The 17959-nt window shown below is 70.3% G+C and carries 17 protein-coding genes and 1 tRNA gene; 2 read left to right on the forward strand and 16 right to left on the reverse strand.

Annotated features, from left to right (window positions below):
• Window positions 1-168: 168 nt before the first annotated feature.
• The 8 genes from cas2 to BMX74_RS34010 form a co-directional block, all read right to left on the reverse strand.
• Entirely contained in the window at window positions 169-459 is a 291-nt protein-coding gene (cas2, locus tag BMX74_RS33975) for a CRISPR-associated endonuclease Cas2 (RefSeq protein ID WP_091104643.1), read from the reverse strand.
• Window positions 459-1487, reverse strand: a complete 1029-nt coding sequence (cas1c, locus tag BMX74_RS33980; protein ID WP_091104645.1) for a type I-C CRISPR-associated endonuclease Cas1c — start codon at window positions 1485-1487, stop codon at window positions 459-461. Before cas1c ends, cas2 begins: the two co-directional genes overlap by 1 nt.
• Window positions 1480-2145 carry a CRISPR-associated protein Cas4 gene (gene cas4, locus BMX74_RS33985; RefSeq protein WP_091104647.1) on the reverse strand — a complete coding sequence of 222 codons (666 nt, stop codon included), beginning with the start codon at window positions 2143-2145 and terminating at the stop codon, window positions 1480-1482. The genes cas1c and cas4 overlap by 8 nt, the downstream gene beginning before the upstream one ends.
• Window positions 2142-3002 (reverse strand): type I-C CRISPR-associated protein Cas7/Csd2, encoded by an 861-nt coding sequence (gene cas7c / locus BMX74_RS33990; RefSeq protein WP_091104649.1) that lies wholly within the window; start codon window positions 3000-3002, stop codon window positions 2142-2144. The genes cas4 and cas7c overlap by 4 nt, the downstream gene beginning before the upstream one ends.
• A gap of 38 nt (window positions 3003-3040) precedes the next feature.
• Window positions 3041-4774, reverse strand: coding sequence for a type I-C CRISPR-associated protein Cas8c/Csd1 (gene cas8c / locus BMX74_RS33995; protein WP_177227614.1), 1734 nt, complete (start codon window positions 4772-4774; stop codon window positions 3041-3043).
• Between the two features lie 4 nt (window positions 4775-4778).
• Complete coding sequence (cas5c, locus tag BMX74_RS34000) at window positions 4779-5468, reverse strand: type I-C CRISPR-associated protein Cas5c (protein ID WP_256257434.1); 690 nt, start codon at window positions 5466-5468, stop codon at window positions 4779-4781.
• Window positions 5465-7639, reverse strand: a complete 2175-nt coding sequence (gene cas3 / locus BMX74_RS34005) for a CRISPR-associated helicase Cas3' (RefSeq protein ID WP_256257435.1) — start codon at window positions 7637-7639, stop codon at window positions 5465-5467. The genes cas5c and cas3 overlap by 4 nt, the downstream gene beginning before the upstream one ends.
• Before the next feature lie 1375 nt (window positions 7640-9014).
• Window positions 9015-9086: transfer RNA gene (locus BMX74_RS34010), tRNA-Arg, on the reverse strand.
• Between the two features lie 113 nt (window positions 9087-9199).
• On the opposite strand from BMX74_RS34010, the gene BMX74_RS34015 reads away from it, so the two are divergent.
• Window positions 9200-9592, forward strand: coding sequence for a response regulator transcription factor (locus tag BMX74_RS34015; protein ID WP_055506820.1), 393 nt, complete (start codon window positions 9200-9202; stop codon window positions 9590-9592).
• Window positions 9593-10333: 741 nt separating this feature from the next.
• On the opposite strand, the gene BMX74_RS34020 is transcribed toward BMX74_RS34015, so the two are convergent.
• From BMX74_RS34020 to BMX74_RS34030, 3 genes are all read right to left on the reverse strand, one after another.
• Complete coding sequence (locus tag BMX74_RS34020) at window positions 10334-11950, reverse strand: SulP family inorganic anion transporter (RefSeq protein WP_082535478.1); 1617 nt, start codon at window positions 11948-11950, stop codon at window positions 10334-10336.
• A 254-nt stretch (window positions 11951-12204) separates the two neighbouring features.
• Window positions 12205-12543 (reverse strand): ArsR/SmtB family transcription factor, encoded by a 339-nt coding sequence (locus tag BMX74_RS34025; protein ID WP_055506822.1) that lies wholly within the window; start codon window positions 12541-12543, stop codon window positions 12205-12207.
• Window positions 12540-12725: a hypothetical protein gene (locus BMX74_RS34030; protein WP_055506823.1), complete on the reverse strand. Its 186-nt coding sequence runs from the start codon at window positions 12723-12725 to the stop codon at window positions 12540-12542. The genes BMX74_RS34025 and BMX74_RS34030 overlap by 4 nt, the downstream gene beginning before the upstream one ends.
• 90 nt (window positions 12726-12815) lie before the next feature.
• Here BMX74_RS34030 and BMX74_RS34035 point away from each other — a divergent pair, with 90 nt between their 5' ends.
• A complete protein-coding gene (locus BMX74_RS34035; protein WP_091104652.1) occupies window positions 12816-13520 on the forward strand; it encodes a tetratricopeptide repeat protein in 705 nt (234 codons plus the stop codon).
• A 378-nt stretch (window positions 13521-13898) separates the two neighbouring features.
• Here the strand turns inward: BMX74_RS34035 and BMX74_RS34040 are convergent, their stop codons facing one another.
• From BMX74_RS34040 to BMX74_RS34060, 5 genes are all read right to left on the reverse strand, one after another.
• Complete coding sequence (locus BMX74_RS34040) at window positions 13899-14252, reverse strand: hypothetical protein (RefSeq protein ID WP_236715020.1); 354 nt, start codon at window positions 14250-14252, stop codon at window positions 13899-13901.
• A gap of 123 nt (window positions 14253-14375) precedes the next feature.
• Complete coding sequence (locus tag BMX74_RS34045) at window positions 14376-15017, reverse strand: class I SAM-dependent methyltransferase (RefSeq protein ID WP_055506825.1); 642 nt, start codon at window positions 15015-15017, stop codon at window positions 14376-14378.
• Window positions 15014-15727: an SIR2 family NAD-dependent protein deacylase gene (locus BMX74_RS34050; protein ID WP_337959873.1), complete on the reverse strand. Its 714-nt coding sequence runs from the start codon at window positions 15725-15727 to the stop codon at window positions 15014-15016. The genes BMX74_RS34045 and BMX74_RS34050 overlap by 4 nt, the downstream gene beginning before the upstream one ends.
• Before the next feature lie 78 nt (window positions 15728-15805).
• Window positions 15806-16669 carry an SDR family oxidoreductase gene (locus BMX74_RS34055; RefSeq protein ID WP_055506827.1) on the reverse strand — a complete coding sequence of 288 codons (864 nt, stop codon included), beginning with the start codon at window positions 16667-16669 and terminating at the stop codon, window positions 15806-15808.
• Between the two features lie 43 nt (window positions 16670-16712).
• The gene (locus tag BMX74_RS34060; protein WP_091104654.1) at window positions 16713-17936 is read right to left on the reverse strand and encodes an acyl-CoA dehydrogenase family protein; all 1224 of its coding nucleotides are present in this window, start codon (window positions 17934-17936) and stop codon (window positions 16713-16715) included.
• Window positions 17937-17959 lie beyond the last annotated feature (23 nt).

Consider the following 17959-nt stretch of genomic DNA (forward strand, 5'->3'; position numbering starts at 1 on the left):
CGTTGCGACCCTCGGTCGCCCCGGAGGGCGACCGCCACGGCATTTGAGCAGGAGTTATGCCTTCTCGGTGCCGATAGAAAGATGTGTGGATTCACTTATCAAGGAACGTATTGGGCGAAAACTCCTTAGGAACCTACCGCGTGTCGCGTGAGCACTTGAGGTTCCGAACTACAGGATGAGCGGATCATGGTGGGGCGCGGGCTCTGCTACACCCAGGCGATGCACCGTATCGAAGCCGTTGCTCGGCAGCCGATAGACCCGCACTGAGTCGTCGGACGCATCGATGATCCGTGTTGCGGAATCAAGCAGCGTGAGCAGCTCGGCGTCCGTGCAGGTGATCTCGAACACGGACTTCTGCACACGATGCCCGTATCCCTCGCACAGCTTGGCCATCTGCCGTAGTCGGCGGCGGCCCGCTGGCGTGGTGGTCACCACATCGTACGTGAGGAGCAGTTGCATCAGCTCACCGTCCAGGGGACGTACGCAGGCAGCTCGCCGCGGATGTGCCGGGCGAGGAGGCGGGCTTGGACGACGGGCAGCAGCGAGGCGGAGACCTTGCGCCCGAGCAGCTTGTGCGGCCAGTCCTTGTTCTTCCACGCCTGCCACTCCGTGAGGACGAGGCGTCGGCCGTCCTCCGTCATCTGGACCGCCCCGCCCGGCAGCGTCTCGAAGTGCTCCTTGCGCAGTTGCTTGCGGTTGAGCAGGTTGAGCGCGAGCCGGTCGGCGTGAATGGGACGGAACTCCTCCATGAGGTCGAGGGCGAGAGCCGGCTTGCCTGGGCGCATGCCGTGGAGGAAGCCGAGGTACGGGTCGAGGCCTACCTGCTCGGCGGCTCCGTGGACGAGGGCGCGGGTCAGGCCGTACAGGTATGACAGCAGGGCGTTGACGGGATCGGTGGGAGGACGTCGCGTTCGGTTGGTGAAGGGGGTGATGTCGGACGGCGGCCGGAGCATGTGGGTCAGCCCCTCGAAGTAGAGGCGGGCCGCCTGGCCTTCCAGCCCCATGAGTTCGTCGAGGGTTCCGGCATCTTCGGTGCGGGCCAGAAGGTCGTCGATGTCCTGCGCGAGCGACCGCAGTGTGATCTGCGCCTGATCGGTGGCATCGCGGGCTCCGCGGAGGAGGATCTGCCGGGAGTTCTGCAGCTTGCCCGCGACGCAACTTCTGGCGATCTGCAGGCGCAGAACGGGATCGGCATGCGAGAGATGCTGAGCGTGGCGGAGCATCACGTTCCCGCGGGTCGGCCCGTCGACTCGGCCGAGGAATCGTCCGGACAGGCTCATCCAGACCACGGACCGGCCGTCTTCGGCGCACCGGGCGAGCAGCTCGGCGGACAGGGACACGTGACCGTAGACGACGATGCCGTCCAGGCGGCGCAGGGGCAGCGTCTTCTTGGGAGTCTCCGGAATGACGAGCTTCAGGCTGTCGTGGTCGAGATGGAGGCTCGCCCCTTGCGTCTGGACGTAGAGGGTGTTGAGGAGTTCAATCATCCCATGCCGCTTCAGGTTGTGGGGTGAACAGCTTGGACGCGGCTCGCGTGATGGCGTCCTTGCGGGCCAGGACGCGAGGCATGCACATGTCGTGCATTGAGCAGCGCCGGCATCGCCGATCGGCGGCGGCGCCGGGGAGCGTGGCCGTGGCAAGCGTGTGCCGCACCTCGTCGGCAAGGGTGAGGACCCTGTCTCGCGCGACGGCGTCAACAGCGACGGTGTGTCTGCGGCGATCCGCGGCAGAGTAGATCACGCCGTGGGGGATCGGGCGGCCGAACATGGCCTCCAGGCACATCGCTTGGCCTGTCACCTGTACGTCAGCGGGTCCGCCCGGCGTGTACGAGCCGGACTTGTGCTCCACCGGGATGACGCGCCCGTCGCGGTGGATCTCGACCACGTCGCAGACTCCGACCAGCGCGAGCCCGTCGTGCCACACCGGAAGGGCCCGCAGGGTACGCACGGCGCCGCGGGTCTCGTGCCCCGGCTCGTGGACGCGCTGGTGCAGGAGGGTGCCGCGGATGGTCGCCGCGTCGTCGGCGTATCCGTCCTCCAGGAGGATGAGGCCGGCCTGGCGCGGGCAGTAGGCGTGATGTTCCAGGGCCGACAGCGTCACCTGCTGAAGGGGGACGCCGTCGGCCTGCGGGGCGGCGTCGGTCACCCGATGACGGAGGTGAGGGCGACCCCCTCGGGGAGGTCGTTCCTGACGGAGACGGTGTAGTCGGCGAAGGAGCGCGGGATCGGCTGGTTGGCGGCGACCTCGACGCGGTCGAACAGTTGATGGGCCGGAGCCCGGCCGAAGGCGTCGTCGTGGCTGAACACGTACAGGCCACGCAGCGCCATCTCGCCGCGGGTGGAGGCGCGGTCGTGCTCGAACATCAAAGTCATGGCCCGCCAGAACGTCTCCAGGTCCTGGCCCGTCACGCCGGTACGGCGGGCCAGAGGGGCGCTGAAGTGCCCGTATCCCAGGTAGAGGGCATAGGGGATCATGTGCTTGTTGCCCATCTCGGTTGACTCGCCCTTGTCGATGTCGTCCTGGCGGGTCTGGGTGATGCGGGTGATGCCGTGTTCCTGGGGGAGGACCACGTCGATGGACCGGGAGAAGGTGAGCTGCATCGGGCCCTGGACGCGTCCGCACGGCTTGGTGCCGGTGGTCATGACGGCGCCGAACATCCGCACGTCGTAGAAGGTCTGGCACATCCACTGCTGCGCCTCGAACTCCGACTTGCGCCGCTGCTTGGGGTCCAGGTTCAGCGCGGCGTAGGCGCGCTCGTGCTGGGCGTTGAGCGCGACTCCCGCCTCGACGTAGATGTCGTAACCGGCGACGCCCTCGTTGATCAGAGCCACCGTGTTCCGGATCTTGCGCTTGATCGCCACGTCGGTGACCAGGCCGTGGCCGGTTTCCGGATCGGTCCGGGGCATGCCGCCGGCGTCGGGGTCACCGTTGGGGTTGCCGTCGCGCACGTCGAACAGGAAGACGAAGTCGTGCTTACGGGCGGGGTCCAGGTGGACGGACATGCCGAGGATTTCCTTTCGGGGAGGACGGGGACGACGGGTCAGGCGGACTCGGGCGCGGCGGCCTTGCGCGCGGCAGCGGCGGCGCGGGCCGCCTCCCGGTCGGCCGATCTCTGCTGGTGGTAGCCGAGAACGAAGCGTCCCTGACCGGCGAGGTCCAGGGTGGCCGGCAGTTCGGCGGCGAACTTCTCGAAGATCTCGTCCAGGCGCTTGTCCAGGGCGATGCCGGCGGCCTTCCTGCTGCCGCGCAGCCGCCGCAGATGGCCGGTGGCGTTCTTGCGGAGCATGGTGAGCACCGGCAGCGGCCTCGCCATGGCCGCGCCGAAGAACTTGTCCCCGATGGTGGTGTTGATGTTGTCCAGGGCGGTGCGCTGGATGTCCTCCAGGACCGCGAACACGCGCCCGCACAGGTAGGCGGGGTCGCGGGTGTCGAGGTTGAGATGCTCCAACAGGATCTCCTTCATGGCCGGGTCGGCTCGGACGAGCAGCAGGCGCAGGAGCGCGGCGCGCGGCAGGTCCACGCGGTTGTCGGCACGGACGCGCTGGATCGCGCGGGCCAGCAGGTTGGTGGGCAGCGGCGTGCCGTGCAGGGCGGCGGCCATGAGGTCTCGCTCGGCCGACCGGGGTGCGGTGTCCCTGACGTAGCCCTGCTTGCCGTGCCTGCCCAGGGCGGCTGCCATCCGCCACAGCGGCACCCGTTGCGGCCCGTCCTCCCACAGGTCTGTCATCTCGTGGTCGGCGAACCACGTGTCCAGGTGCCGACACAGCTCGATCAGCGGGACGTCGATCCAGTCACGGATCACCACGCGGCTCTGATTGGCCGACAGGGTCACCGCGTAGAAGTCGTTGTCGTTCAGCCAGTCGGCGCGCCGGGCGGGCGGCAGGTGTACCTGCTCGATGACGCCCTTGACGTCCTGCGGTTGAGCGTCTCGGACGGCTCCGAGCAGCGAGAACGGAGCCGGACGGCGCAGCCACCACACCAGGACGCTGTCGGCGCCGCGGTAGTGGTGCTGCCGGTCTGCCAGGAGCGCGTTCAGCGCGGACATCGCCTGCCCGCCGCAGGTGTCGCAGAGCGGCGTGTTGGCCAGTTGCGTGATGCCGCCACGCCCCTGCGCGGTCTTGTTGATGGACACGAGCTGCGCGTCCCGGCCGCGGCCCCCTGCCACCGGGATGCCGCCCGGCTTGACCGGTTCGGGAATGGTGACCAGCAACGGACCTCCCTCCCCGCAGGACAGGCAGATTCCCTGCCCGCCGGCCGCGCTCTTGCGCTCCCGCACGACCTGCCCCCACACCTGAACGGCGGACGGCAGGGCGTGCACCCACCCCTGATCCGTGCGGATCGCCACCACGTCGGACGGCTTGGCCTGCGCCGGGATCTCCACCTCGGAGAAGGCGCCGCTTCGCAGGAAACGGACGACGGGCTCGGCCAGCGGTTCGTCCTCGGCCCACCGGTAGACCAGGTCCGCGAAGTCCTGGGCGCGCCGGCGGGCATCGGCTGCCTGCTTGTCGCTGTCGTCCTTGGGCATCGCCAGGACGTACTGCAGGGTGTCGGTGAGAAGGAACGGCAGCGATCCGGTACCGGATCGCTGCACGTACGGGGTGTCCAGCGGCACTCCTGCCTTGGACTCGGCGGTGCTGAGGTCCACCAGGCGACCTCCTCGGGGGCGTCCGTCGCCGTCCAGGTCGATCGCCCACCGTACGTTCCGGTTGCGGTAGTAGGGCGGCGGCAGGTCGCTCCTGTCGCCGGCGTGCGCCGCGAGCTGTCTGATCAGCACGGGGTCACCGCCTGCCGCCGGTACGCGCGGCGGCGCCGGGCAGCTCGATGCCGTCACGCGGAATCTCCAGTACGCCCTGCCGGAGCTCGGCGTGGAACCAGCGGTAGCTCTCGCCGTCGGGTCCGTAGATGATGCTGTGCAGCATCACTCCAAGCTTCTCGTCGATGCGGATCGGCTCGCTGCCGGTGTCGGGACGGAAGGAGGCGGAGAACTCGCGCACACCCATGAACGGCTGGGAGTAGCAGGCGCCGCGCTCGACTCTCCGGCGGAACTGGTCGCGGTACTTGGCCTCGGGGTCGGTGGCGTGCGGGCGCAGCCGCACCTGGGCGTGGATGCGGTAGGCGACGTCGCGCAGGCAGACCATGTTGCGCTGGTCTCGGTCGGCCTCGGCATCGAAGCGCACGGAGGTGTCAGCCATGGCCTCACGCACCCAAGCCATGGTCAACATGGAAGAGACCTCGTTGCGGCGGATCGACGCCCACCGGATGGGCTTGAGCACCTCGATGCGCGTGACCTGGTAGCCGAACTCCGGCTTCCAGAAGATCGCCTCCAGCACGCCCTTCGCAGCTGAGGGGGTCATGACCGGGTAACTCATCCGCTCGGTCTTGAACTCGGGGCGGGTGAAACAGGCGTACGGCGCCTCGACCTCCACGACGAGCGGCGGAGGCGGATGGTGAGCGCGACGGGTGGTCAAAACACCAGCTCCTGGGGGTCGGGGGAGGTCAATTCGATGCCTCGCTGCGGGTGGTAGTCGCCGAGCCATTCGAGGAGGTCACCGACGACGGGAGTGGCAAGGCCTTCTTCCAGTGCCTGGCGCGCGCTGCCCCGGGGCAGGGTGGCCAGATAGGGGCGCAGAGCACGCAGCTGCGCGCCTGCTCCGGGGTGCCCGGCACGCAGGTGGGCGAGGATCGCGTCCAGCTTCTCGGTGTCGCCGTAGCGCACGGCCACGGGAACGGTCCACTCGTCGATCATGCGGAACAGCTCGGCCACACGGGGGAAGTCGTGGGCCCGGCGGCCCTGCTGGATCTCGTGCCCAGCCGCCTCGACGTTGTGGAAGTCGAACCTGGCCCGGTAGTAGGCCTCCAACGCGTCCAGATCGTCCGGAGGGCAGTGAGGGCCGAACCTGGCGCGGGTGGCCTCCAGCGCGGCGCCGTACAACCTGTCGGCCGCCTTGTTGCCGTCCTCCGGGTCGAAGATGGTGACTTGTCCGTACGGCAGCCGCCCGCTTCGGTTGACCCGGCCGGCTGCCTGCTGGAGGGAGTCAGCGGAGGCGATCGCCCGGAAGCCGGCCGGGAAATCCAGGTCTACTCCTGCCTCGACCAGTTGGGTGCTCACCACCGCGACCGGTTCCTCGTCGGCGAGACGCCGCGTGATCTCGTCCAATGCGGCGCGCCGGTGCGCGGCTGCCATCCGCGTGGACAGGTGCAGCGCCGGCCGGTGCTCCTCCACGAGCTCGTGCATCCGGGCGGCGTCCCTGGTGGTGTTGACCACCACGAGGACCTGAGGCTCCGCCGCGGCCTGCTCGGCGATCTGCGCCATGGTCGGCTTCGGATCCAGGAGCCACTGGTACCGCACTCGGCTCAGAGCCTTGTACAGCGGCTTCGGCTCGGCGATGACATCCCTGATGTGCGTGCCCTGCAGGGGGCTGAGCAGTTCGAAGGGTGGTTGAGTGGCTGAGGCCAGTACCACCGTCGCGCCGAACCACTGGGTGAGGCTGCGCAGCGCGGACACGATGGGGATCAACAAGCGGTCCGGCAGCGCCTGCACCTCGTCCAGGACGATCACCGAACCGGCCAGCCGGTGCACGCGGCGCATCGCCGCTGGCTTGTGGGAGAACAGCGACTCGAACAGCCGGATGGTGGTCGTTACCACGAAGGGGGCGTCCCAGTTCTCCGCGGCCAGCCGCTGCCACCTCCTGCCTGCGCCGCCGTCGTCCAGGTCGATGCCGCTGTGGTGCTCCAGCACCACCGGATCCTCGCCCTCGACGTCCAGGAGTCGGCGATAGACCGAGGCGTTCTGCTCAGTGATGGACATGAACGGCACGGCGACGATGACGCGTCTCATGCCGTGCAGCCGGGCGTGGTGCAGCGCGAAGCCGCCCGCCGCGAGCGTCTTGCCCGAGCCAGTGGGCGCCGGAATGCGATAAATGCCGCGCGGTCCCTGCGAAGCCTCCAGGCATTGCCGGTAGACCTCCTGACGTAACCCGTCGATCGGCGATCTCGGTTTGTTTTCAAGCAGATTCAGGCGGCCCTGCTCGAAACGCTCAGCCAGATCAGCGGCAGAAATCGGATGAAAAGGGCGAGCGGAGCCAGTGAAATGCTGCTCGGTGTCCAAAAAGTCCGCATCTACCACAGTGCTGTAGACCATACGAACCAGGAGATCCAAGGCATAAGGGTCAGTAGTCGCTGCCTCGGGCAGCCAGGTGGGTAGCGCGATCGGTGCCGAGGGGTGAATCTCCGGAACGATTTCCCCGACCCGGCGAATTGCCTCGGCGACCAGGGGATCGGTGTCCGCGAAGCGCAGCTCCTTCTTGAGTCGCGTGGCGTCCGGCAGCCCTCCATGATGACCGAACACCACCGCCGACATGATGCCCAGGCCGTGCTGGTCCAGCAGCCAAGTACCCGCATGCTTGTGCGGGATGCCGACCCGGCCGCCCAGGCGCTCCGCATCGATCAGGCCCCGCTGCCACTGGCAGGAGCCTTTCCCCACATCGTGCAACAGGCCGCAATGAGCAGCGAGCGGGCCCGCGCCGAAGACCTCCCCGAAGGTGCCCGCGTGCCATGCGGTTCCCCGCAAATGGTCAGCGAGACCATGGCGAAGCCCGTCGCCATCCCGGGCACTGTGCGCCCACAAGCGGTCGCTCACGCACACCCCTTGTTCGGAGGATCCCTGCGAGAGCTGAACTTTAGGAGATGCCGCCGACAGTTTCGCGGGGTTCCGTCAAATCGGCGCTCAACAGCATCGATCGCTTCAAAGTCGGACAGGGTCGGCCACTCGCATGGCCGACCCTGTGTTACTGCTTCTCGCAGACCAACCATGATCATTATTGCGATCCACTACCTCGCGACTATGTCGGAGGCAGCCACGGCGCTGAGGCGCCGACGCTCGACTGTAGGTTCAATGAGCGTCGATGGGCAACGGGCAGGAGTCCTTCAATGATCGTGGTTGTACTCCGAAACACGCCACTGGACACCGAGAAGGCGTCCCGCTACTCTCGGGACCGCTCATCGGGGATCTAGCAAGACCCAGGGCGAGGGCGCCCTGGAGTAACTACGTATTGGACTCACCTCTAAACAGAAGGAGAATCCATGGACCGATGGCCGAACTTACTCATCAGAGAAACGGCAAGGACGGTCCGGGGTGCCCTGGGAAGCTGGCCCCGGACCGTCCGCTTCTGCCTGATGATGGCAGTGATGGCACTCGTCTTGGTGAGCGCAGCGTTCACCCTCTCCCACCTCACGCCTTAGCGTCAACCGCCCTCCAGGGCGGCCGAGGGGCGCAACACTGGATTACCAGCGTTGACCGGTCGGGCAAACGAGTCGTCCCCGTGTGGCGGTCGCCCTCCGGGGCGACCGAGGATCGCAACGACCCCGGCCGGGCGGGCTACTGGCTCGTGGCCGGAGGTGGCGGTCACCCTCCGTGGCGACCGAGGATCGCAACCGTGACGTGCATCGGCCGGTGGTGGTCTGGCAGGGGTGGCGGTCACCCTCCGGGGCGACCGAGGATCGCAACGCGCTGGCCGCGCGGACCATGGTGGCCGGCCCCTGGTGGCGGTCACCCTCCAGGGTGACCGAGGATCGCAACCGGCCGGGAGAGCGCGGACCGCGTTCGAGCGCTGGTGGCGGTCGCCCTTCGGGGCGACCGAGGATCGCAACAGCTCGGCGTCAGCCGCCTCTGGCCCATCTGAGACGAGGTGGCGGTCGCCCTCAGAGGCGACCGAGGATCGCAACCCGAAACAGCGTACGCGGCGGCGGACCTTCCGGATGGCGGACGCCCTCCGGGACGGCCGAGGATCGCAATATGGGCGTGACCAGAGACTTCCCGTCGACTACGTACGGGTGGCGGTTGCCCTTCGGAGGGACCGAGGGTTGCACTGGGATTCGGGCTCTGGCGTGGTCCACAGCTGGTCCACGGGCGGTGAGTGTCAATGAGAAAGGGCGGGACTCCGTGAGAGTGGAGGCCCGCCCGTTCGTATGTTGTTCGCCCTGGTCAGCGGACTGAAACGCTGGTCAGGATCTTGTGCCCCCTGCAGGATTCGAACCTGCGCGCCCGGCTCCGGAGGCCGGTGCTCTATCCCCTGAGCTAAGGGGGCGACGAGTGATAAGGCTATCAGCATCCGGGCACCACTCCGCACACATAAAGGTCCGGGAACACATCCGGGGAAAGTCCGGCGGCGGGTGCCTTCCACGCGTTACCTTGACGGCCGTGGGCGACGTTCTTGGCAAAGTTCTGGTCGTGGACGACGACGAGGTGATCCGCCAGCTCATCGCGGTCAACCTGAACCTTGAGGGGTTCGAGGTGGAGACCGCGACCGACGGGCAGGACTGCCTCGATCGCGTGCTCGACGTCATGCCCGACGTCATCACGCTGGACGTGATGATGCCGCACCTCGACGGTTGGACGACCGCGCAGCGGTTGCGTACGGAGGCGGCGACGAGCCATATCAAGGTGGTGCTGGTCACGGCCAGGGCGCAGGACGACGACAGGCGGCGTGGCCGGGGTATCGGCGTCGACGCTTACCTGACGAAGCCGTTCGATCCTGCTGAGCTCATTCAGGTCGTGAGGGATCTGGCCGCCGCCGGCGGTCTTGGTAACTGAGCCCCTGCTGAGGGTCGGCTGGGTTCGCGCTGCTGGCCCGGCTGGGGCCTGCGGCAGCTGACCGTCCGTTGGGGCTCTTGGCCTGGCCGTCTGCTGGGGCACCAGCGGCGGTGGGAAACGTCGGCTGAGGGCTGCTGTAGGGGGCCCTCGGCTGGGGTTGGCGGCAGCCGAACGTCCGCTGGGGCAGTGGTAGCCGGACGTTGGCTGGGCTCGGGGTAGTCGAACGTAGCCTCGGGCCCGCGGTGGCCGGCTGCTGGCTGGGCCTCCGGCGGCCGGATGCCTGCTGGTCTGGTTGCGGTCGTGCGTCTGGCGAGCTGGTTCCGGTCGGGCGTCCGCTGGGCTGATCGCGGGTGGCGCATGCTGGGCTGGTCGTGGTTGGGCGTCGGCCGGGCTGGCCGTGGCGGTGGGCCGGTGGTGGTCGGGCCTCTGGTGGTCGGGTGGGCCGGTGGTGGTCGGATGTCTGTCTGGGGCTGTGGTGTCGGGCCCGCTCCTGGGGAGCTGAGCCTGGGTGAAGGGGCGGCACAGGGCAGGTCGGTGCGCGCTGACTGGATGGGCTGGGGTAGGCGATACGAACTTCCCCCTCTGCAGAGGGGACACGAGCGTTCCTGTGGCAGGAGCGACACGAACGTCCCCCTGGCAGGGGCTACATGAGCGTGGCTGTGGCGGGAGCTACAGGTACGTTCCTGTGGCAGGGCTGGGTTGGTTGTCGTGGGCTGGGTTGGTCCGGTGGCTGGCTCCGGGTCAGGTTGTTGCCGGCAGGATGCCGGTGTTGCGGAGGTGGGCGCGGGCGGCGGCGATGGCTTCGGGGGTGTTGGAGAACACCTGGCCTTCGCGGTCGAGGCGGGCGATGACGCCGAGTGCCTCCAGCGGCCTGTGGTGTCCGTCGCGGATGCCGGAGACGAGGACGGTGATGCCGCGGCGTTCGAGGCGTTCGACGGCGTCGCCGAGGACGAGGGCGCCGCTCGCGTCGATGGTGGTCACGCGTGACATGCGAAGGATCACCACGGAGACGTTCGCCACCTCCGACAGTTCGAGCAGGAAGCGGTGCGCCGCGGCGAAGAACAGCGGCCCGTCGATGCGGTAGGCGACGATGTGTTCGGCGAGCAGGGCGTGCTCCTGCTCGGTGTGGTCGACGGGCAGGTCGGGTCGGAGCGGCATCTCGTCGAGCCGTACGTTGCGGGCGATGGACCGCAGTGCGAGCGCCCCGGCGACGACGAGGCCGAGGATGACGGCCTGGACGAGGTCGAGCGCGAGTGTGGCGACGGCGGTGAGCACGAGGACGACGGCGTCGCCGCGGGTGGAGCGGATCATCGCCTTGACGGAGCCGACCTCGACCATGCGTACGGCGGTGGCCAGCAGCACTCCGGCGAGTGCGGCGAGGGGGATGCGGGCGACCAGACCGGACGCGGTGAAGACGATGACGGCGAGGATCGCGGCGTGGGCCAGGGCGGCGAGCCGGGAGCGGGCGCCGGAGCGGACGTTGACGGCGGTGCGGGCGATGGCGCCGGTGGCGGGGACGCCGCCGAACAGCGGGGCGACGAGGTTGGCGAGGCCTTGGCCGAACAGTTCCCTGTCGGGGTCGTGGCGGTGGTTGACGCTCATGCCGTCGGCGACGGCGGCGGACAGCAGCGATTCGAGTGCGGCCAGCGCGGCCACGGCGACGGCGGGGGTGACGAGCGACGGCAGCGCGGCGGGGTCGAGGAAGGCCAGGGACGGCGCGGGCAGCCCGGACGGCAGTTCGCCGATCCTGGCCAGGTCGAGTCCTGTGAGTTCGGCCAGGACGGTGGCGGCGGCGACGGCGAGCAGCGAGAACGGCACGGTGGGCATCCGGCGGGCGCCGACGAGCATCACGGCGGCCACGCCGGCGGCGACGGCGGGCGGGGCCCAGTGCGGGTGGGCGAGGAAGTCGAGGAGGGCCTGCCAGGCGGCGGCGGTGACCTTCTCGCCGTGGGCGGTGACGCCGAGCGCCGACGGGATCTGCTGGAGCCCGATCACGCAGGCGATGCCGACGGTGAAGCCTTCGACCACGGGCGCGGGGACGAGGGCCATGTATCTGCCGGCGCGGGCCAGCGACAGGGCGAGGAGCAGCAGTCCGGCCAGCACGCCGACGGTCAGGACGCCGCTCGCGCCGTGCTCGTGCACGATGGGGACGAGCACCACGGTCATGGCGCCGGTGGGCCCGGAGACCTGGAGCCCGGAGCCGCCGAACACCGCGGCGAGCGCGCCGGCGACGACGGCGGTGGCCAGGCCGGCCTCGGCGCCGAGCCCGGAGGAGATGCCGAATCCGAGCGCGAGCGGCAGCGCGACGATCGCCACGGTGAGCCCGGCGAGCAGGTCGCGGCGGGGGTTGCGGGCCATGGCGGCGAGTTCACGCCGTTCGGGGAGGACGGAGCGGAGGCGGGCCCAGCCCGCGTTGACCAAGGTTGTCACAGTGTGTCCGTGGTGAGCGATGAAGCCGCTGCCGTACGTTTCCCGGGGGATTCGTGTGCGCGGTCGGCCTGGTGGAGCGGTGCTGCCGCCTCGGGTCGTCGCCTGCGGGGGCGACGGTGTCCAGTGCGGGTCCTGCCGCCTCGGGTCGTCGCCTGCGGGGGCGACGGCGCCCGGTGCGGGTGTTACCGGGAGTCGGCCTTGAGGAGTTCGGCCAGGAGTTCGTGCTGGCCTGTGAGCATCTGGGTCAGCAGTTTGCGCGCCGCGCGCAGCAGTTCGGCGACGTCGCCGCCGGCCAGGGCGTACACGACGGTGGAGCCGTCGCGCTGCGCGGTGACCATGCCGGAGCGGCGCAGGACGGCGAGGTGCTGGGAGAGCCCGGTCGGCTCGACCTCGATGGCGGCCAGCAGGTCGCGTACGGGCATGGGGCCGTCCTGGAGGAGTTCGAGCACCCGGATGCGGACGGGGTGGCCGAGGAGCCTGAACAGTTCGGCCTTCGCCTCGTACAGGGGGACGGAGTTCACGGGGCGGCCCCTCCTGGTTCGTCGAGGTGCACGCCGTGGGCCCTGGCCAGGCGGAGGGCGTCCTCCCACTCGTCCTCGGCCACGAGGGCCGCCTGCGTGTCGCCCTCGCGCCGGGCGTTCTCCAGCGCGGCGTACGCCGAACGGGCCCGCTCTCGTACGGCGTCGGCAAATGATCCGCTCACGTCGTCCCTTCCCTTTAGGTGGTCCCCATCTTACGTGATTGCGGAAGTTCGCAATTCGTGGAGTGCGGAAGTGATCGTTAGACTCGTCCGATGACCGAAGACGACGCCACCCGGCGCCATGCCGTCCCGGACGACCGCATCCGGCAGGCCGCCCGGCTCTACGAACGGGCCGTCTTCGGCGGCGAGGCCGAGGCGCTGGAGCCGGCCAGTCGCGTGCTCGACGCCGTCGAAGCCGACCTCGCGCTGGCCCGCGGCCGGGTCGCGCACGCCCGCTTCCTCCAGGGCGGCGAGGAGGACCCGGCCGAACCGGCGCTCTTCCAGCAGGCCCTCCGGCTCTACCAGCGGCTCGGCGACACGCGGGGCGAGGCCGAGTCGCTGTTCTGGACGGGGTGCTACCACCAGGTGGTACGCGGCGACGACGACACCGCCGTGCCGCTCCTCGAACGGTCGCGCGAGCTCGCGGCGCGGACCGCCGACCCGCTGACGGCCTCGTACGCGCTGCGCCACCTCGGCATCGCCCACCACCGCGCGGGACGGCTCGCGCAGGCGCGGGCGTGCCTGGAGGAGTCCACGCGGCTGCGCCGCGAGCTGGGCTTCCTGCCGGGTGTCGCCGCGAACCTCGTGGGGCTGACGTACCTGGCCGTGCAGGAGGGCCGCCGTGACGACGCGGTCGCGCTGGCCGCCGAGGCGGGCGAGCTGGCGGCGGGCAGCGGCGCGCACGGGGTCATGCGGGACGTCGAGGAGGCCAGGGCGGCGCTGGAGCTCCCGCCCGCCGTTCGCCCGAACCCCTCATGACGACGACCGGCCGGTCAGGGCGTGGGTGGCGCCGCCGGGAGGTGCGGCAGGGCCGGCTGTTCGCGCGCGCCGGGCGGGCGTGATGGAGGGCCGGGGGCGGCGGTCGCGGGTGTTCGCCGCGCCTGCCGCGCCGGCCCTCCAACTCCCACGGGAAGAAGCATAAAGATCGGACGCCTGCGCTGATCGACGGCACCCCCGCCGAAGAACCGCCGCACCGCCCGCCCGGCTCGTCCAGGTTCCCGGGCGGCACGGCGTGCGCCGCGGCGGAGACGGCCTCCGCGGCCGTGGGGTGCGGGCATGGCGGGTGACGGGCGGGCCGGGGGGTTCCGGTTCTCGGGGTTCTCGGCGGGTGGTCGGGACGTTCCCGGGTGGTGCCCGTCACTCGTACACGTAGCACTCCACTTCGGCTCGGCGGTAGGTGAGGCCCTTGCTGACGGAGTCCTGGACGCAGGCGCGCTCGGACGCGCCGAGGGTGAGCGTGCCGCACACGGTGACCCCCGAGTAGGTGCGGCAGTCGAGCTCGCGGTCGGTGCGGCCGATGCGGTACGTCTCGCGGACGTTCGTACGGCACTGCTCCCTGGCGCTCTGCGTGTCGGCGTAGCGGCACTGCCCCAGCAGCGTCGCGTACTGCTCCTTGCTGACGTCGCGCCGTTCGACGCCGTCGCCCGAGGCGGCGGACGCCCCGAGCCCGGCCAGCGTTCCGAGTCCGGCGAGCATGATGAGTCCGGTCATTACCGCGATCTTCTTCATAGTCCCCCTGATAGGGGAGGGTACCGCTGGAGGTGATCGACAAACCTGCGGGGCTGTGCCGAAGCTCCATGGGAGCGTTCCCACAAGTCCGTCGGAGGCGAGCGCTCAGGGGCGGTGGGCGCGGCCGAGGACGTGGGTGAGGGGCGGGATCAGCGGCTGGGGGGCGAAGGCGAAACGCTCCACCGCGTCGACCTCGAACCCGGCCCCCTGGATGCCCGCCAGCGTGTCGCGGTTCGGGTGGCAGCCGCCCGCCGCCCGCGCCCACAGCGGGACGACGGCGTCCTCCAGCAGCCCGAGCAGCGCCCGCGCCGATCGTACGTGCTCGTAGAAGCGCAGCTCGCCGCCGGGCCGCAGCACGCGGGCCAGCTCGGCGAGCGCGGCGGGCGGGGACGGCACGCTGCACAGCACCAGCGAGGCCACGGCCGCGTCGAACGCGGCGTCGCCGCCGGGCAGCTCCTCCGCGTGCCCGGCCACGACCGACACGGGCACCGGGGCCCGGCGGGCCTCCCGCTCGGCGTGGGCGCGCAGGGTGTCGTCGGGTTCGACGGCCACGACCTCGGTGACGGCCGCGGGGTAGTGCGGGAAGTTCGCGCCGCTGCCCGCGCCGACCTCGATCACCCGTCCGGACAGCCCCTCCAGGAGCCGCCTGCGGTGGTCGGCGGCGCCGCGCCGGTCGGCGAGCTCGACGCCCCGCAGGTACGCCCTGGCGAAACGCGGATGCTGGTACGCCTCCACCGGTGCCGTCACCCCCGGTCCTTCAGCAGCCGGGCGACGAGCGCGGGCACGGCCGCGCCGATGGGTTCGCGGACGACCTCGTCGGCGACCTCGTCGTACGGGGTGGGCTCGGCGTTGACGACGACGAGCCTGGCGCCGGACCTGGCGGCGACGGCGGCGAGCGAGGCGGCGGGCTGCACCTGCAGGGAGGTCCCGATGGTGACGAACGTCGCGGCCTGCTCGGCGGCCCGCACCGCGGCCGCGATCGTGTCCTGGTCGAGCATCTCGCCGAACATCACCGTGGTGGTCTTCAGCACGCCGCCGCACGCGGCGCACGCCGGGTCGGGCTCGCCCGCGTCGATGCGGTCGAGCGCCTCCCGCAGGGTGGAGCGGGCGCCGCAGCCGACGCACACCACGCCGAACATGTTGCCGTGCAGCTCCAGCACCCGCTCGGCGGCGGAGCCGGCCTTCTGGTGCAGGCCGTCGACGTTCTGGGTGATGAGCCGGTCGAGCAGCCCGGCCTGCTCCAGCTCGACGAGCGCCCGGTGGGCGGGGTTGGGCCGCGCCGTCCAGGCGGGGCTGGACCTGCGGTACTCCCAGGAGCGGCGGCGGATGTCCGGGTCGGTCAGGTAGTAGTCGATCGTGACGAGCTTCTCGTGGTCGGGGTCGCGGCGCCACAGGCCCTGTGGCCCACGGTAGTCCGGGATGCCGGACTCGGTGGATATGCCCGCTCCGGTCAACACGCTGATCAATCCGCGCTCCTGGCTGTCCCCGCGCTTTCGGGGAAAGCGCTCCTACGGGAATCCTGCATCACGCCACCCTCAGCCGGGCAGCGTTTCCCCGCCGATCGGCGCGAGCACCTCGCCCGTGTAGTACGACGACATGCGCTCCGCCGCGAAGAACACGTACGACGGGGCGATCTCGTCGGGGTCGGCGGCCCGCTTCATCGGCACCTGCTGACCGAACGCGTCCACCTTCTCCTCGGGCATGGTGGCCGGGATGAGCGGCGTCCACACGGGGCCGGGGGCGACGGCGTTCACCCGGATGCCGCGCTCCACCAGCGCCTGCGCCATCGAGTAGGTGAAGGCGTTGATCGCGCCCTTGGTGGCGGCGTAGTCGATGAGCGACTTGTTGCCGCGCAGCCCGTTGATGGAGGAGGTGTTGATGACGGCGCCGCCTTCCCGCAGGTGGGGGAGCGCGGCCTTGGTCACCCGGTAGTAGCTGTGGATGTTGACCGCGAACGTGTGCTCCCACTGCTCGTCGGTGAGCTCCTCCAGCGAGTTCACGGGCGCCTGGTAGGCGACGTTGTTGACGACGACGTCGAGCCCGCCCAGCTCGGAGACGGCCTGCTCGACCACGGAGGCGCAGTGGTCGCGGTCGGCCAGGTCGCCGGGGAGGAGCACGCAGCGGCGGCCGGCCGACTCGACGAGCTTGCCGGTGTGCGCGGCGTCCTCGTGCTCGGTCAGGTAGGCGATCGCGACGTCGGCGCCCTCCTTGGCGAAGGCCACGGCGACGGCCCTGCCGATGCCGGAGTCGCCTCCGGTGATCAGCGCCCGCTTGCCGTCGAGCAGGCCCCTGCCCTGGTAGCCGCGCATCTCGTCGCGCGGCTCCGGGGCCATCTCACCGGTGCGGCCGGGGTACGGCTGCCGCTGGGGCGGCGGTGTGGCGTTGCGTTCTTCAGGCATGCCCAGCGGGCTGCCCAGGCCGGCGACGGCTTAACACCTCCGCTCAGACGGGCAGGCCGCCGGTGGCGGCGGAGGTGGACCCGGTGGCGCGGTAGGCGGCGATGGCGCGTTCCGCGATGCGCATCCGGTGGATCTCGTCGGCGCCGTCGGCGAAACGGGCCCAGCGGGCGTGCTGGAACATGTGCGCCAGCGGCGTGTCGGTGGAGTAGCCGAGCGCGCCGTGCACCTGGATCGCCCGGTCGATGACGCGGCCCAGGCTGTTGGCCACGAAGTGCTTGGCCATCGACACCTCGGTGCGGAAGTCCTCGCCCCGGTCGATCTTGTACGCCGCGTGCAGCACCATCAGCTTGCACTGGTACAGCTCCATGGCGGAGTCGGCGATCAGCCACTGGACGCCCTGCTTCTCGGCCAGCAGCGAGCCGTGGCTGTAGCGGTTCAGCGCGCGGTCCACCATCATGTCGAGCGCGGTCTCGGCCTGGGAGATCCAGCGCATGCAGTGGGCCAGCCTGGCCGGGCCCAGGCGGTGCTGCCCGAGCCGGTGGCCGTCGCCGCGCCCGCCCAGCACCTGGCTGTCGGGCACCCGCAGGTCCTCGATGACGATCTCGCTGTGCCCGGTGGAGCCGTGCATGGTCTCGACCTCGCGCACGTCGTTCCAGCCGGGCGAGGGCAGGTCCACCAGGAAGGCGGTGGTGGCGCCGCGGGCGCCCTCGGGGACGTCGGTCTCGGTGCGGGCGATGAGGATGGCGAAGTTCGCCCGGCGGGCGTTGGAGATGAACCATTTGTGGCCGTTGATGACCCACTCGTCGCCGTCCTTGACGGCGACGGTGCGGATCAGCGTGGGGTCGGATCCGGCGACCTCCGGCTCGGTCATGGCGAAGCAGGACATCCGCGTGCCCTCCACGAGGGGCCGCAGGTACTTCTCCTTCTGCTCGTCGGTGGCCCAGCGCAGCAGCGTGTGCATGTTGCCCTCGTCGGGCGCCATGCAGTTGAGCACCCACGGGCCGACCCGCGTCCTCGCCGCCTCGGACTGCACCATGGCCAGCTCGACGTGGCCGAGCCCCATGCCGCCCCACTCCTTCGGCATGTGCGGCAGCCACAGGCCCTCGGCCTTCGCCTGCTCCCTCAGCGTGAGGAGCACGCGCAGGTACGCGTCCCTGTCGCCCTCCTCCACGCCGGACACGGCGGGGACGACCGTGCCCTGGATGAAGGCGCGCACCCGCGCGCGGATCAGCTCGTGTTCGGGGGCGAGGCTGAAGTCGATCGCCATGACGCTCCTCGGGCCGGCTCCGT

The organism is Nonomuraea pusilla, from assembly GCF_900109355.1.
In the GTDB taxonomy this organism is placed as follows: domain Bacteria; phylum Actinomycetota; class Actinomycetes; order Streptosporangiales; family Streptosporangiaceae; genus Nonomuraea; species Nonomuraea pusilla.